Here is a 14,739-nt window from a genome sequence, read left to right as displayed (position 1 = left end):
TTGTAACATATATTCACATCAAGGCTCCTGCGGATCGCCTGGGGCCTGGGAGAACGACGAGGGAGAGTCGATGCCGTACCTGGGGGCCATCGCCGACGACTTCACCGGCGCCACGGACCTGGCCACCATGCTCGTGGCCCGCGGATTCAGGACCGTGGTCACCGTCGGGCCACCCGGCGCCGCCTCCACCGCCGACCCCGGCACGGGGAACCCAGGTGGGCCGGAAGAGGAGGAGCCGGACGCGGTCGTCGTCGCCCTGAAGTCACGCACCGCACCGGTCGCCGACGCCGTAGCCGACTCTCTCGCGGCGCTGCACGCGCTACGAGCCGCCGGTTGCCGGCGCTTCTACCTCAAGTACTGCTCGACCTTCGACTCCACCCCCGAAGGCAACATCGGCCCCGTCGCGGACGCGCTCCTCGACGAGCTGGGCGCCCCCGGCACGGTCGTCGTGCCCGCCTTCCCCGCCACCGGCCGCACCGTCTACCGGGCCCGTCTCTTCGTCCATGACGAACTGCTCGACGAGAGCTCCATGCGGGACCATCCGCTGACCCCGATGCGCGACGCCCACCTCGGGCGCCTGCTCGCCCCCCAGACCCGGCGGCCGGTCCACCTCATCGGCCACGACACCGTGCGTGCCGGCGCCGACGCCGTACGCCGTGCCCTGCACGAGCCGTCGGCCCGGGAAGCGCTGAGCGTCGTGGACGCCATCACCGACGACGACCTGCGCACCATCGCCACCGCCACGGCCGATCTGCCGCTGGTCACCGGGGCCGCCGGGCTCGCCCTCGGGCTCGCCGGACCCCACGAGGGAACAGCCTCCCGCGCCCGCTCCGCCGCCGGGCCGGGACCCGGTGCGATCCTTTCCGGCAGCGCGTCCGCCACCACCCGGGATCAGGTCCGGCACGCGCGCGAGTGGCTGCCGCACCGCAAGCTCGACCTGGCCGCCCTGCGGGCCGATCCGGACGCCGCCGTCACCGCGCTGGTGGCCTTCGCCCGTGACGCCTGGCGCGCCGGCCCCGACCGGCCCCCACTGCTCTACGCCTCCGACGGCGCCGAGGACGTGGCCGGGGCGCTCCCGGACGCGGCGGGCCTCATCGAGTCGGCCCTGGCCCGCTGTGCCGTGGAGCTCGTCGCCGCCGGGGCACACCGCCTGCTGGTCGCGGGCGGCGAGACCTCCGGCGCCGTGGTCACCGCGCTCGGCGCCGGCACGCTGCGCGTCGGCGCCCCCATCGCGCCCGGTGTCCCGTGGGTGCACACCGAGGCCAGGCTCGCGGACGGCCGCAGCCGCCCGGTCGACCTCGCGCTCAAGTCCGGCAACTTCGGCGCCCGTTCGATGTTCACCACGGCCTGGAAGGAGCTGGCGTGAGCGAGCCGCGCGACGAACTGGCACGGGCGGGCGCCCACCTGGCCGCGTTGGGCCTGAGCCCCGGCTCCTCCGGCAACCTCAGCGTCCGCGACGGTGACACCGTGCTGATCACCCCGACCGGCGCCGACCTGGCAGCGGTGGATGAAGCCTCACTGAGCGTCATCGGCCTGGACGGCAGCCACCGCGCGGGGCCCCGGCCGTCCAAGGAGTTCCCGCTGCACCTGGCGTTCTACCGGCGCGATCCGGACACCGCCGCCGTGGTACACCTGCACTCCCGGCACGCCACCGCGGTCAGCTGTCTGCCGCCCTGGTCCGAGCACTCCGCCGTGCCCCCGCTCACCCCGTACTTCGTCACGCGCGTCGGCACCACCCCGCTCATCCCGTACGCGGACCCGGGCGATCCCGCACAGGCCGACGCGGTGGCCCGGCTGTCCTATCCGTTCCGTGCCGCCCTGCTGGAGAACCACGGACCCATCACCGTCGGCCGCTCCATGAGCGCGGCCGTCGCGGCCGCGATCGAGCTCGAGGAGGTCAGTGCGCTGCTCCTGCTGCTCGGCGATCGCACACCCCGGCTCCTGCCCCCCGACGTCGTCCGCTCGCTCGCCCGGCGCTACGGCTCGCCCTGGTCCGGCTGATCTCCGCCGCGCGCCTGTGTCCCTCGATCACGAGCGAGGGACACACGCGGTGGCCGCCCACCGTGTCCCCTCGACGATGACCGGCTCGGCCGCCTGGTCGGGGTCGATCAGCTCCCGCTCCGACACGTTGATGTCGCCCAGCGCGTTCCCGTACGCCTTGAGCAGTCGGCGAGCGTTCGCAGGCGAGCGCAGCCGGTACGAGCCCTCGCGCAGCGCCGCATAGTCCTCGGCCGAGACGAGCACGCCGGCAGCTCTGCCACGGCCAGGGCGGCACAGCCGACGAGCGGGCCGCCGCCGCCCGCCGGCGGATGGCGGGCGGGCCGGGCCGAGTGGCTGCCGCGTCGTCGTCCTCACGCGGGTGATCCAAAGCCGCTTCCGGGGCGGACGGGTGGTTCATCCGGTCGAGTGATCCGGCGGGGCCGGCGGGGCCGGTTCGATCCGAACGTCCTTGCCGGTCAGTCTGTCTGCCCGCCCGGCCGCGGACTCGCCGCGGACCGGTGCGCGTTCCAGTCGGCGCGGCCGCCCGCGCCCATTACTCCGGTGCCGGCGGTGAACTTGGCCCCGCTCCGGCGCCGCAGCTCGCGCCGGGAGATGTGGGCGACGAGGGCGGGGAAGACCGGGCGCAGCGGCTGGCACCAGCGCAGCCAGGGCGGCGCGTAGACGCGGGGAGCGCGGCGGACGATGCCGGCGGTGAGCAGGCCGGCCACCCGCGCCGGGGTCTGGACGCGGCGGGCGAACCGGGGCTGGTGTGCGCGCAGGGCCCGCAGTACCGGGTTGTCATCGATGCCACCGATCATGTCGGTGCCGGTCCAGTGCAGGTAGGCGACGCCGACGGCGATGCCATCGGGTTCGAGCTCGCAGCGCAGGGCCTGGGCGAAGGACTCCGCGCCCGACTTGGAGGCGCAGTACGCGCTCATCATGGGCGCGGAGCCGAACGAGGCGGTGGAGGCGACCTGGAGGAAGTAGCCGCGAGTGCGGGTGAGGTGGGGCAGGAAGGCCCTGACGGTGTTGGCGGCGCCGGTCAGGTTGACGTCGACGACCCGCCGCCACAGGCCGGGATCGGTGTCGCGGAAGGGCCCGCTGACGGCGATGCCCGCGTTGGCCACGACGACGTCGGCGGGGCCGAGCCGTGCCTCGACCTCGCGTGCGGCGGCGTCCAGGGCGGCCGGGTCGGTGACGTCCGCCTCGACGCACAGGGTGGGCGCGGGCAGCCCGGCCGCCGCCTCCCGCAGCCTTTCCTCCTCCCGGCCGAGCAGCGCCACCCGTACTCCGGCCTCGGACAGCGCGGCGGCGAGGGCCGCGCCGACGCCGCGGGCGGCTCCGGTGACGACGGCCACGCGTCCGCGCAGCGCTGAGACGCCGGTGTGCGGGCTCGGGCGACGGGCGATGCCGTGGCGGCCGAGTCCTCGTCCGCTTGTCTTCATGGTCCGCCTCTCCTGCCGACGGGTCTGTCCCTGCGGTTGTTCCGGCGTCCTCGTCTGCGCAGGAGCGGGTTCGGTCCGGCGGGACCAGTCCGGTCCCGCGAGGCCGATCAGTCCGACCGTCCGCGGACGGCGGGTGTCCGCCCCCACGTGGCCAGGGCCCTGAGAGCGCGCTCGAAGTCGTCGGAGAGGATCGTTCGATACCGCAGCGGGGCGATGTCCCCCTCGACCGGGAAGCCGGTGCGCGGACGCACCCTCAGTCACCGCCACTCGGCCTGCACCGCCGCGTCGAACCGCCCGGGTCCGCCCCCAGTAGCACCAGGTCCGTGGGGGCGGGCGCAGCGGACCGGGCGGCGCGTCCACCAGCACCACGGACGGCGTCCGCAGGCCGGGAACGCGTCCGGCGAGCCGGTGGGCCGGCGACAGCCCGGCAGCGCCCGCCCCCACAACGGCCACGTCCGTCTCCGGCACGGCGCCTCCCTTCCTCGGTCTGCTTCCGAACTCGCGGCGGCGGGGTCCTACAACGGTGATGGGCTCCGAGGGTGATTGCCGTGCCACCGCGTGGCGGATGTCCCACGGGACCCCGTTCCCGGATGTCCCGGCCCGGTTTTCCACATTGTGTACCCCGGCGGATGCAGAGCACCTCCTGACGGCGAGCGCCGGACACGGCACCGTGAAGGGGCGGTGGTCGCCACGATCGCGTGGGGCGTTCGCGCATCCGTCCGCGCCGTCCGCGCCGTCCGCGCCGTCCGCGCCGTCCGCGCCGTCCGCGCCGTCCGCGCCGAAGCAAACATGAGATGAGAACGACGGACACGGCGGAAGGAACCAGGATGCGTCCCACCCACGCGAAGAACCACCCTGCGACCGCGCCGCCGCGCCTGGTCGCGGTGGCGGAGGCGCCCGTGGCGTCACCTCTGTGCAGGCCGGTGGTCGACGGCGGCGCAGGACATGGCACAACGGAGGCGTGGCCCGCGGCGAGCGGGCCGCTTCCCACCGGATCCGCCGAGGTGCGCCAGGTCGACGCCGACGTGCCCGGCGCCGTCGGCCGGATGCTCGACCATGTGCTGGCGGAGCGCCTGCACCGCGCTCGACTGGCGGATCCGCTGTTCGCCGAGGAGCTGGCCGAACGGGTGACCCGCTTCACTCTGGAGGGCGGCAAGCGCACGCGCGCGCAGCTGGTGTGGTGGGCCTCGCGGGCCTGCGCCGGCCGGGACCCGGCGTCCGCTGCAGCGGCCCTGCGGATCGGAGGCGCCCTGGAACTGCTCCAGACCTGCGCGCTCGTCCACGACGACGTGATGGACCGGGCGGTGCTGCGGCGCGGCCGACCCGCGCCGCACACGGACGTGGCCGATTGGTACGCCGACCGGTTGGGGCGCGAGCGGGCCGAGCGGTTCGGTCAGTCGGGGCTGAGCGGCGCGCGAGGCGTTCCCGAGCCGGCCCGCCGTGTCCCCGCGACCCGCATCTCAGTCGCGTCCGAACCCCGGACGCCGCATCCCGCCCGGGAAACGCCCAGGAAAACCCGCCCCCTCCAACTCGCTGGCCGAGCGGCTCCGGATTCCCCCCGGACAGCGCGTACACGGTTCTGCCGCGGGCAGACCCGGTTGCCCCTGGCGCAGGGCGCCGAACTCAGCGCGCAGCGAGATCGTCGTACGCCGCCCATTGCGGGAAGAAGCAGCCGACCAGCACGGGAAAGGCCAAGAGCCCGCCCCGAAGGGTCGAGCCCTTCTGACCTGCCTTATCCCATCCCATCTGACCTGCGCATTCGCCAGGTTCAGCGACGTGCTGGAGTTCACACATTGAAGCGGAACGTTCAACGCAGTGCTCCCACCTGCAAAAACGTCGGTCACGCTGATCGCATCCAGCACCGATCCAGCACCGTCGGAACTCATCCAGCACATCCAGTACGTCACGCTGCGGAGGAAGACGCCTGCGAGCCTGTCACAGCCGGGCGCATGGCGTTCTGCATGACGTCCCGACAACGGTCCCACGCTTCGGGACCAGGTGACCGTAGATGTCTACGGTGGTCTTGATCAACTTGTGGCCGAGCCAGCGCGAGACCTCGTGGATCGGTACCTCAAGAGGGATCGGTCGCCACATCCTGGCGGCGTCGTTCGGGTTCCCGGAGTACGGGCTCGACCCCAGGTGCGGGTGCTCGTCCAGGAGCGCTGTCACCTGGGCCGGGTCGGGTCGAGCTGGGCCGCGAATAAGGCCGAGGCCGTCCGCAGGACCTCGTTCGCCGGCTTGAGCTGGGCATTCTCTTCCGCAGGGTGGTCAGCTTCCCACGCTCGGCGGTGGTGAGCAGGTCGTCGCGTTCGCCGACGTCGGCGTCGGCTTCGGCCTGGCGGATCCAGTCCCCTTGCTCAGGGTGGATTTCTGGTGGGTATCGATGCGGCTCCGCACCTGGGCGGGGCTCGCGCCGCCGCATTCCAGGGCGCCGTTGATGGAGCGGATTGTCTCGCCGAAGCCGGGACCGCCGGCTGTGGCGTCGTGCGGCGGCGTCATGTTCCAGGGGCCGGTCTGGGTGTTCCAGTACCAGAGGCCGACTTTTCAGGCCACCGCGGAGTTGGTCTCCACCAGCGCGGGGTTGTTCAGCAGATCAAGACCGAGGGTGTCGCCGGCGGCTTTGTAGCGCAGCCGGCCTCACCGGACCCGAAGGTCTTCAGGTCTACACTTGCATGATCGCGTCACTTAGTGACAAGATATCGCTTAATGACAGAACGGGAGGGGGTGGAGCGCCATGACGACGAAGAAGGGCGGTGGAGGGGGATGAGCGAGCAGCGGCGTGCGCGGCTGCGGCTGGAGATCTCCCGGGAGGCGGCGCGCCTGTTCTGGGAGCAGGGGGTGGCCGCTACGAGCGGCGATCAGATCGCGGCGGCGGTGGGCCTGTCCACGCGCACCATCTGGCGGCACTTCCGCAGCAAGGAGAGCTGCGCGGAACCGGTCATCATGCAGGGTGTCGTCACCCTGGTGTCGTTGATGCGCAGCTGGCCCCGGCACAAGTCCCTCGACGACCATCTGGCGACGGAACTGACCAGGATCAGTCACGAGCCACCGCCCGTCGACAACCTGCTCGCGATGAAGATGATTCGGCTCGCCGACACCGAGCCGGCGCTCCGCACCGTCTGGCTGATGGCCTACGACCAGGTGGAACGCGAGATGTGCGTGATCATCGGTGACCGTCTTGAGCGCCCGGCCGGTGATCTGGAGGGGCGCATGTACGCCGCGGCGGCCGCCGCGGTCGTGCGGGTCCTGGACGCGCACATCGGCGCCGCCGTCCTCACCGGCGCCGAACTCACGCCGTTCACCGACATGACGGCCGTCGCCCGGCGCATCTCCCACGCGATCCGCACAGCCACCGGTGGAGTCGTCGGCGGCCCCATCGCCTGAACGGAACCGCGCTGAACCGCACGGCGCCGAACTGAGCTGAGCTGAGCTGAGCTGAAACCAGAAGGAGTGTCCGCATGTCCGCCATTCCGCGCGAGGTTGGCGCACCTCGCTGTCGAGGACTTCTTCAGCGCGCCCGTCCGTACCGGGGCCTCGATCTCGCCCGACGGCACCAGGATCGCCTACCTGGCGCCGTGGCGGGAACGACTGAACGTCTGGGTGGAGAGCGTCGATTTGGATGAGGAGGCGCGCTGTGTCACCGCCGACGACAACCGCAGCGTGCATACCTACCACTGGACCGACGATCCGCGGTGGCTGCTCTACGAACAGGACGGCGACCGAGATGAGAACTGGCACCTCTACCGGGTCGACTTGGAGAACCCGGATGCCGAGGCGGTCGATCTCACCCCCTTCCTCGGTGCCAAGATCATAGGCTTCGAACCGCAGGTCAGGCGGCCGGGCAAGGCGATCCTGAGTCTGAACCGCAGGAAGCTCACGGAGTTCGACCTCTTCGAGCTCGACATCGCCACTGGTGACCTCACGATGCTGGCCGAGAACCCCGGCCAGGTCGCCGGGTGGCTGTGCACGCCTGACGGGGAGCTGTACGCCCATAGCTGGACGGTTGACGGTGACATCGAGCTGGCGCGGTGGGAGGCCGGGACGGGGACACTGTGCCCGGTCACCACGTTCGACGGCGCCGACTACCCGCTGGGCGTCCAGCCGTTCCAGCTCACCCCGGACGGTACCGGTGCGTGGATCGGCTCCAACCGGGACAGCGACCTGACCCGGCTGGCGAGGCTCGACCTGGTCACGGGCGAGGAGACCCCGGTCGACAGCCACCCGTTCTTCGACCTCGACACACGTTCCACCGTTTCCCCGTCGCTGCCGTCGCCGCTCATCCGCGACCGGCGGACCGGAGAGCTGCTCGGGGTGCGCTACCTCGGCGAGCGGCAGGTGATCCACCCGCTGGACCCGCGCTTCGGCGCGGTGCTGGAGAACCTGGAGAAGCTGTCCGACGGCGACCTGTCCACCCTGTCGTCCGACGTGAGCGGGCAGCGGTGGGTGGTCGCCTTCACCCATGACCGCGACCCCGGTGTCACCTATTACTACGACCACTCCACGGGCGAGAGCCGGCTGCTGTTCAGGCCGTATCCGCATCTGGGTCCCGAGGTCCTCGCCCCCATGACACCGGTCACGGTCCTCGCACGCGACGGACTGGCCCTCCCCTCGTATCTGACCCTGCCCACGGGGGCCGAGCCGGCCGGGCTGCCGCTGGTGCTGCTGGTGCACGGCGGACCGTGGTACCGCGATGGCTGGGGGTTCAACCCCGTGGTGCAGTTACTGGCCAACCGCGGCTACGCGGTGCTTCAGGTCAACTTCCGCGGCTCGACCGGTTACGGCAAGGCGTTCGTCAAGGCGGGCATCGGGGAGCTGGCCGGGAAGATGCACGACGACCTCATCGACGCGGTCGACTGGGCCGTCCGGAAGGGGTACGCGGACCGGGACCGGGTCGCGATCTTCGGCGGCTCCTACGGTGGCTACGCCAGCCTGGTCGGCGTCACCTTCACCCCCGACGTCATCGCCGCGGCCGTCGACTTCTGCGGCATCTCCAACCTCGTCACCTTCCTGCGCACCGTACCGGAGTTCGTTAAGCCGCACCTGATCAACAACTGGTACCTCCACGCCGGCGATCCAAGCGACCCGGAGCAGGAGGCGGAGCTGTGGGCCCGCTCGCCGATCAGCCGGGCGAACCAGATCCGCACACCGCTGATGGTGGTCCAGGGGGCAACGACCCCCGCGTCGTCAAGGCCGAGTCCGACCAGATCGTCGACGCACTCCGCGCCCGTGGCGTCGAGGTCGAGTACCTGGTCAAACAGAACGAGGGCCATGGCTTCGTGAACCCGGACAACACCATCGACATGTTCCGCACCGCTGACCGCTTCCTCGCCCGCCACCTGGGCGGACAGCAGCCCGCCGGATCGGTCTGCCCCGGCCGCACCCCCTGAGAAAGACAGACGCACCAGAGCCTGCACCCCCACGCCACGACTCCGGGCCCGGCGACCTCCAGGACGAGAAGAGACAACACAAGGATGACCATGAGCCGAGGCCACGTCGTTCGAACACTGGGCGCGTGCGAGCGAACCATCGACTTCTACATGCGCCGCAACCCGCTCCAGTTCTCCCTGGTCGCCGAGGTGAATCGGCGCGTATCGGCGACCACGCTGGCGTCGGCGCTGGCGGCGCTGCAGGATCGGCATCCGTTGCTCGGGGTCGCGGTTGATCACGGCGCGCCCGAGGCCGTGTTCCGGGTTTCCGAAGGCGCGATCCCCGTTGAGGTAGCCGCCCACGGCACTCCGTGGCAATCCGTCGTCGCCGTCGAGCAGACGCGGCCGATACCCCCGACGCCAGGGCCCCTGGCACGGGCCACGCTCATCCCACGGGAGTCGGGGTGCGTAGTCGTGCTCACGTTCGCCCACCAGATCGCCGATGGCGTCGGCGGCCTGCGGGCCCTGCTGGACCTGGTGGCGGCCCTGGGCGGTGAGGAGCTGCCGCCGGGCACCGTCCCACAAGCGCAGGAGGAACTCCTCGCCCACGTCAACGGGGCGGCGGACACCGGCGACGCGACGACCAGCGCGCCCGCGGAGGAGGACGCGCGCATGAACGCCGTCGGCGAGCTCACGCCTTTCTCCGGGCACACCCCGCACGTCGACGCTCTTGCCCTGGATCAGGGACTGACCACGCGCCTTGTCCGTCGGTGTCGTCTTGAGCGCACTTCCGTGCATGCCGCGCTGTGCGCCGCCGCCACGGTGGTACTCCACCGACGAGGGCGCGAGTTCGTGCGGGTCCTGAGCCCGGTGGACCTGCGCCGTGCGGTCGATCTGCCCGACGAAGTGGTGGTCCGGTTCATGGGCGCCCGGACGGGGAGCGACGCGCACGACGCGCACGACTTCTGGACGCTTGCTCGTCACTCCCGCGCCTCGCTCTCCCGTCAGCGCACACCGAACGCGCTCAAGGCCGGTTCCGCGGCTCTCGCGGAACACTCCCCATCGAGCGGCGACGACGCCGAGGCGATGATGGCCGCCGCCACCGCGGCCGACATTCAGATCACCAACCTCGGGGTCGCGCACCCGAGTCGGCGGAGCGGGAACGCGCTCACCGCGCTGTGGGGCCCGGCGCAGATCACCCAGTTGCGAGGCGAACACGTTCTGGGTGTCGTCACCGTCGGCGGGCGGCTCCGGATGACGGAGCTGACTCACACCCCCGTCGCCGGACTCGTCCCGGAGATGGGCGCCGTACTGGCCGAAGCCTGCGCCGAGCCACCTCGCGCATGAGTGTGTCCACCCGCTCGCCTTCCGCGCGCTGATTACGCCCGCTGACACTCCTTTCAGGGCGGCTCAAGCGCGACACCCTCCCCGTCGGCGTGACCGCGTCGACGGAGCCGCTTTCGAAACACGGGAACGATCAATGGCCTGGAGCACCCGCGAGATCGCCGAGATCGCAGGCACGACCCTGCGGGCGGTACGCCATTACCACGAGGTCGGTCTGCTCGAGGAGCCAGAGCGACGCGCCAACGGCTACAAGCAGTACGGCGTCGCTCACCTCATCCGGGTGCTGCGCATCAAACGCCTGACCGACTTCGGGTTCTCCCTGTCCCAGATCGCCGCAATGGGCGACTCCGACGACCAACCCGAGGAAGCCCTGCGCGCTCTCGACACCGAACTCGCCACCACCATCGAACGACTCCGACAGGCTCGCATCGAGCTCGGCCTCATCCTGCGCCAAGCCGCGACGACCGACCTGCCATCCGAGTTCGCCCCGGCCGCCGCAGAAGCGCAACTGTCCGACGTCGACCGCTCATTCATCGTCGTCATGACCCGAATCCTCGGCCCACAGGGTTTGCGGGCCTACTCCGAGCTGCTGCGAAGCCGTCCCACCTATCCCTTGGCATCGGAGTTCGCCGCCCTGCCCGCCGACGCCGACGAACAGACCCGGCAGGATCTGGCCGAGCGCACTGCCCCTTACGTCCGCGCGCTCCACGCGGAGCACCCCGGGCTGCGGAACGCCCACGCCGACGCCCCGGGCGGCGCGCACTTCGCCGCGCAGACGATCGGCAAGGCCATCGAGGACCTTTACAACCCCGCCCAGCTCGACGTCCTCCGCCGCCTGCAACCGCTTCTCCACGCAGCACCGGATCCACCCCACCCGGCCGGCGCGGAGGGCGTCGATCGACACGGCGTAGATTCCCTGCACGTAGCGATGTGCGTATATGCATCGCTGGTACACGCGTCTGAGTCGGATGGCCCCAGGCCATAGCGGGGAAGCGCAGGAAGCGCGGCAACCACCGTGCCAAGCCGACCGGCGTGGTACGCGTCCCACATCTGTTCCACATGCTGAGCCGTTGGCCTGGGATGCGGAAGCTGAGCCAGCCTCCGGTCCGGACCGTAGCCGCGAGAGGCGCCGCGGGCTCATCAGGGCGTCACGTACCGCCGGCACGTGTGCCCTCGGACGTTAGCTGATCAATGCCGGTGCGGGTCAGAGCCCTGAGATGGGGTCAATCAATCGATGGAGCCCGTGATCGGCTGCCGCCGCGTCCGGGCGTAGCGGCCGGAGCGGCGCCGACGCACCGCCGGGCGCCTGACCCTCACCGTCGTCCGTGGCGCACTCACGCGGGTCGTCGGACATCGGAACTGAGCGAGCCGGCCAATCCGGGACAGGTCGACGGCGATCGCCGAACCGCCGTACGGACCGCGCCGCCGTAGGTAACGACGGGCGACTCGCTGACCAGGGGCTTCGTCGAGTGTGACCCAGATCACGGCACACGCATTGGTTTCTCGCGTCACTTACCGCCAGAATGGCATTTAGTGACACCCCGTCCTCCCAGATAAACCCGGAAGAGCTGATCACCATGCAGACCACCAGGCCCCAGGAGTCGGCGACCGACGTGCAGACGGCAGGCCGACGGAAGCAGAAGTCGGCGCTCGAGCAGGCGGGCGGCATCAAGGGGGTCATCTTCTCGGCGCTGCCCGCCGTGGTGTTCGTCGTCGCCAACAACGTCGGCGGACTCAAGGTGGGCATCCTCGCCGCCCTGCTCGTCGCCTTGGGCATCGCGGTGGAGCGGCTGGCGCGCAAGGAGTCGCTCCAGCCCGCGCTCGGCGGCGTGTTCGGCGTGGCGGTCGCCGCCGGCATCTCCTGGTACACGGGATCCGCCAAGGACTTCTTCCTCATCGGCATCTGGCTGAGCCTGGTCGGCGCCGTCGCCTTCGCCCTCTCCGTGGTACTGCGCTGGCCCCTGGCCGGCCTGATCTGGAACTCGGCGACCGGCAAGGGCACCGTCTGGCGGGCGGACAAGCGCTCGCGGCTCTACTACGACATCGCCACCCTGGTGCTGGCCACCATCTTCGGCGCCCGGTTCGCCGTCCAGCAATACCTCTACCAGGCCGACGAGGTCGGCTCGCTGGGCTTCGCCAAGATCGCCATGGGCTACCCGCTCCTCGCCGTCGGCTTCCTGGCCGTCGCCTGGGCCGCCCGGGCTTCCGACAAGCGACTGAAGGCCGCAGGACTGCTGCCCGCCAAGCGCACCTGACCGACGCCCTCTCCGCTCCCAGTCCGTGCCGGACGGGCCCCCACGGCCCGTCCGGCACAAGTGGCGTTTGTTCCCACGGATAGATGACGAGGTGACCCCATGCAGGTGCGCAATCGCATCGGACCTGGGATGAGTGAGCGACGACGCCGCCGGATCCACCGTTCGCCGGGTGTGACACAGGCCAGGGAAGACTCAGTGACGACCGACGGTTCACCCGCGACGAAGCCGGAAGCGGCGACGATGCCGCCCCGGCAGGTACTTCAGGCGGTCTCCGGACTGGTGGCTGGCTTGTTCGTCGCCATCCTCGCCGGAACCGTGGTGGCCAACGCGCTGCCCCGGATCACCGCCGAGCTGGGGGCGAGCCAATCCTCGTACACCTGGGTGATCATCGCGGAGCTGCTGGCCATGACGGCCACCGTTCCCTTGTGGGGCAAACTGTCCGACCTCTACAGCAAGAAGGTGCTCCTCCAGATATCGCTGGGACTGTTCGTGGTCGGCTCGCTCGTGGCCGGATTCTCCCAAGGTGCCGGCATGCTGATCTTCAGCCGGGTGGTGCAGGGCCTGGGGGCAGGCGGACTCACGGCACTGACGCAGGTCGTGATGGCGGCCGTCATCCCCCCGCGGAAGCTGGGCAGGTACTCCGGCGTCTTCGGCGCCGTCTTCTCCGGCGCCACCGTGGCCGGCCCGCTGATCGGCGGCCTCCTGGTGGACACCTCCTGGCTCGGCTGGCGGTGGTGCTTCTTCATCGGCGTGCCGTTCGCGCTCCTTGCCATCGCGCTGCTGCAGCGCACACTGCACCTTCCGCACGTCCGCCGCGATGTGAAAATCGACTGGCTCGGCGCCTTCCTGATCGTCGCCGGTGTCAGCCCACTGCTCATCTGGGTCTCGATGGCGGGCAGCACGTTCGACTGGTTCTCCTGGCAGACGGCCGCCCTGGTCGGTGGCGGAACGCTGCTGCTGGCGGCTGCCGTCCGGGTCGAGTCCCGGGCCGCCGAGCCGATCATCCCGCTGAGCATCTTCCGCATCCGCACTGTGGCGCTGACCAGCCTGGCCTCCCTGCTGGCCGGTGTCGGCCTCTTCGGCGGCACCGTCTTCCTCTCACAGTTCTTCCAGGTGGCCATGGGCAAGTCGCCCACGACCGCCGGTCTGATGAGCCTGCCGCTGATCCTGGGATCGCTCACCGCCTCCACGTTCGCCGGACACCGGATCAGTGCGACCGGCAGGTGGAAGCGGTACCTCGTGGCAGGCACCGTCCTCATGACCGCCGGCCTCGCCCTGCTGTCCACCATCGGATCCCACACGCCCTTCTTTGTGCTGAGCGTCTACATGGCCGTCCTGGGGACCGGCGTCGGCATGCTGATGCAGAACCTTGTCCTCGCCGCGCAGAACGACGTGCCCGCCAACACTCTGGGCAGCGCCACCTCCGTCCTGTCCTTCTCGCGCAGCATGGGCGGGACCGTGGGCACCAGCGTCCTCGGGGCGGTCCTCGCCCACCGCGTCGCCACCGAACTGTCCGCCGGCCGCGCGGCGGGAGGTGACACGCCGGGAGGCGCAGCCGGGCACGGTGTCCCCGACCCGACGACCCTGCCCGCCCCCTTGCGCGCGCTCGTGGAGAACGCCTACGGCACCGCCACCGCCGAACTCTTCCTCTGGGCCACCCCGTTCGCCCTGCTGGCGCTGATCGCCGTTCTGTTCATCGAGGAGAAGCCGCTCAAGACAACCACCAGCACGGAGCGACTCGCCGAGGAGAGCGCCATCGCCACCGGCGGCCGCGCCCTCTCGGCCCCCGCCGACACGCCCCGTGCCGACGTCGCCGAGGGGTCGACCAGGGGGGTGGAGGAGCCCTGCGGCCAGGGGTCGGTTCCGTCCGGTCCGGGCGGCGGCCGTAACGAACGAGGCCGGAACAGCAGGGTGGCCGGGACGGTGGATCGTCCCGGGCACCCTTCGTGATCGGCTGGCTGGTGTGCAGTCCACGATCCAGTGGTTGTCGAACCAGAAGTCCGTGTCCGTTGCGAGCAGCCGTATCGCCTTCCTGACGGTGGTTCAAGGAGTGGACAGGGGCTCGGCGACGATGGCCGTGGAGCCCCTGTCGGTCTCAGTGGAAGACCCGCTCCACGAACGCGTCGAGGTTGCCGCGCATCGGACTCATCCGTCCAGGGTTCGCTCTCGGTCGTCAGGACGGCCGACGATGAGGGAGCGCCCCGGGGGCCTTGGTCGTCCGTACGGCCATGCCGACGAGGGAGAGCGCCCCGGGGCCAGGTGACGCCCACGTCGTGGTCGGCCCCGTACTACCCACCCGCGGGCTCCCGGCGACGGGCCGGTCGGACGGCAGGCCGGCCCGCAGCTTCG

The 14,739-nt window shown here is 71.0% G+C and carries 10 protein-coding genes and 4 pseudogenes; 9 read left to right on the top strand and 5 right to left on the bottom strand.

The genetic code is table 11. The annotated features are described in order from the left end of the window. Nucleotides 1-70 precede the first annotated feature (70 nt). Both otnK and J5X86_RS19680 read left to right on the top strand, forming a co-directional pair. Nucleotides 71-1,366: a 3-oxo-tetronate kinase gene (gene otnK / locus J5X86_RS19685; RefSeq protein ID WP_208518086.1), complete on the top strand. Its 1,296-nt coding sequence runs from the start codon at nucleotides 71-73 to the stop codon at nucleotides 1,364-1,366. Then, entirely contained in the window at nucleotides 1,363-2,001 is a 639-nt protein-coding gene (locus J5X86_RS19680; RefSeq protein ID WP_208518085.1) for a class II aldolase/adducin family protein, read from the top strand. Before otnK ends, J5X86_RS19680 begins: the two co-directional genes overlap by 4 nt. Nucleotides 2,002-2,028: 27 nt before the next feature. On the opposite strand, the pseudogene J5X86_RS19675 reads toward J5X86_RS19680, so the two are convergent. The 4 genes and pseudogenes from J5X86_RS19675 to J5X86_RS50810 all read right to left on the bottom strand — a co-directional run. Continuing rightward, nucleotides 2,029-2,244: pseudogene (locus tag J5X86_RS19675) on the bottom strand (type II toxin-antitoxin system Phd/YefM family antitoxin); the annotation flags it as partial. A gap of 212 nt (nucleotides 2,245-2,456) precedes the next feature. Continuing rightward, nucleotides 2,457-3,425, bottom strand: a complete 969-nt coding sequence (locus J5X86_RS19670; RefSeq protein ID WP_243980908.1) for an SDR family oxidoreductase — start codon at nucleotides 3,423-3,425, stop codon at nucleotides 2,457-2,459. A 107-nt stretch (nucleotides 3,426-3,532) separates the two neighbouring features. Next, nucleotides 3,533-3,676 (bottom strand): hypothetical protein, encoded by a 144-nt coding sequence (locus J5X86_RS50815; RefSeq protein ID WP_243980998.1) that lies wholly within the window; start codon nucleotides 3,674-3,676, stop codon nucleotides 3,533-3,535. Nucleotides 3,677-3,785: 109 nt separating this feature from the next. Beyond that, nucleotides 3,786-3,869: pseudogene (locus tag J5X86_RS50810) on the bottom strand (hypothetical protein); the annotation flags it as partial. A gap of 350 nt (nucleotides 3,870-4,219) precedes the next feature. Between J5X86_RS50810 and J5X86_RS52880 the strand changes: the two are divergent. Beyond that, entirely contained in the window at nucleotides 4,220-5,452 is a 1,233-nt protein-coding gene (locus tag J5X86_RS52880) for a polyprenyl synthetase family protein (protein ID WP_374229271.1), read from the top strand. A gap of 241 nt (nucleotides 5,453-5,693) precedes the next feature. Here J5X86_RS52880 and J5X86_RS50805 read toward each other — a convergent pair. Then, nucleotides 5,694-6,050 (bottom strand): annotated as a pseudogene (locus J5X86_RS50805) (chitinase); the annotation flags it as partial. A gap of 138 nt (nucleotides 6,051-6,188) precedes the next feature. Between J5X86_RS50805 and J5X86_RS19655 the strand changes: the two are divergent. The 6 genes and pseudogenes from J5X86_RS19655 (at nucleotide 6,189) to J5X86_RS19630 (ending at nucleotide 14,340) form a co-directional block, all read left to right on the top strand. Further along, complete coding sequence (locus J5X86_RS19655) at nucleotides 6,189-6,809, top strand: TetR/AcrR family transcriptional regulator (protein ID WP_208518084.1); 621 nt, start codon at nucleotides 6,189-6,191, stop codon at nucleotides 6,807-6,809. Nucleotides 6,810-7,349: 540 nt separating this feature from the next. Continuing rightward, nucleotides 7,350-8,812 (top strand): annotated as a pseudogene (locus J5X86_RS52490) (alpha/beta hydrolase family protein). A 90-nt stretch (nucleotides 8,813-8,902) separates the two neighbouring features. Then, nucleotides 8,903-10,138 (top strand): peptide synthetase, encoded by a 1,236-nt coding sequence (locus J5X86_RS19645; RefSeq protein ID WP_243980870.1) that lies wholly within the window; start codon nucleotides 8,903-8,905, stop codon nucleotides 10,136-10,138. 133 nt (nucleotides 10,139-10,271) lie between these two features. Continuing rightward, on the top strand, nucleotides 10,272-11,120 hold the full coding sequence (locus J5X86_RS19640) for a MerR family transcriptional regulator (RefSeq protein ID WP_208518082.1): 849 nt from the start codon (nucleotides 10,272-10,274) through the stop codon (nucleotides 11,118-11,120). A 592-nt stretch (nucleotides 11,121-11,712) separates the two neighbouring features. Further along, the gene (locus J5X86_RS19635; RefSeq protein WP_208518081.1) at nucleotides 11,713-12,390 is read left to right on the top strand and encodes a DUF3159 domain-containing protein; all 678 of its coding nucleotides are present in this window, start codon (nucleotides 11,713-11,715) and stop codon (nucleotides 12,388-12,390) included. Nucleotides 12,391-12,630: 240 nt separating this feature from the next. Continuing rightward, nucleotides 12,631-14,340 (top strand): MDR family MFS transporter, encoded by a 1,710-nt coding sequence (locus J5X86_RS19630; RefSeq protein WP_208518283.1) that lies wholly within the window; start codon nucleotides 12,631-12,633, stop codon nucleotides 14,338-14,340. Nucleotides 14,341-14,739: the final 399 nt, after the last annotated feature.

The organism is Streptomyces sp. NEAU-YJ-81 (genome assembly GCF_017592595.1).
GTDB lineage: Bacteria > Actinomycetota > Actinomycetes > Streptomycetales > Streptomycetaceae > Streptomyces > Streptomyces hygroscopicus_B.
The sequence above is the reverse complement of the archived record's forward strand: the minus strand, read 5'-3'. Positions and strand labels throughout refer to the sequence as shown.

Coding starts and splice junctions, on each gene's coding strand:
- J5X86_RS19640 (WP_208518082.1), top strand. CDS start 10,272: ATGGCCTGGAGCACCCGCGAGATCGCCGAGATCGCAGGCACGACCCTG.
- J5X86_RS19645 (WP_243980870.1), top strand. CDS start 8,903: ATGAGCCGAGGCCACGTCGTTCGAACACTGGGCGCGTGCGAGCGAACC.
- J5X86_RS19630 (WP_208518283.1), top strand. CDS start 12,631: ATGCCGCCCCGGCAGGTACTTCAGGCGGTCTCCGGACTGGTGGCTGGC.
- J5X86_RS52880 (WP_374229271.1), top strand. CDS start 4,220: ATGAGAACGACGGACACGGCGGAAGGAACCAGGATGCGTCCCACCCAC.
- J5X86_RS19670 (WP_243980908.1), bottom strand. CDS start 3,425: ATGAAGACAAGCGGACGAGGACTCGGCCGCCACGGCATCGCCCGTCGC.
- J5X86_RS19655 (WP_208518084.1), top strand. CDS start 6,189: ATGAGCGAGCAGCGGCGTGCGCGGCTGCGGCTGGAGATCTCCCGGGAG.
- otnK (WP_208518086.1), top strand. CDS start 71: ATGCCGTACCTGGGGGCCATCGCCGACGACTTCACCGGCGCCACGGAC.
- J5X86_RS19635 (WP_208518081.1), top strand. CDS start 11,713: ATGCAGACCACCAGGCCCCAGGAGTCGGCGACCGACGTGCAGACGGCA.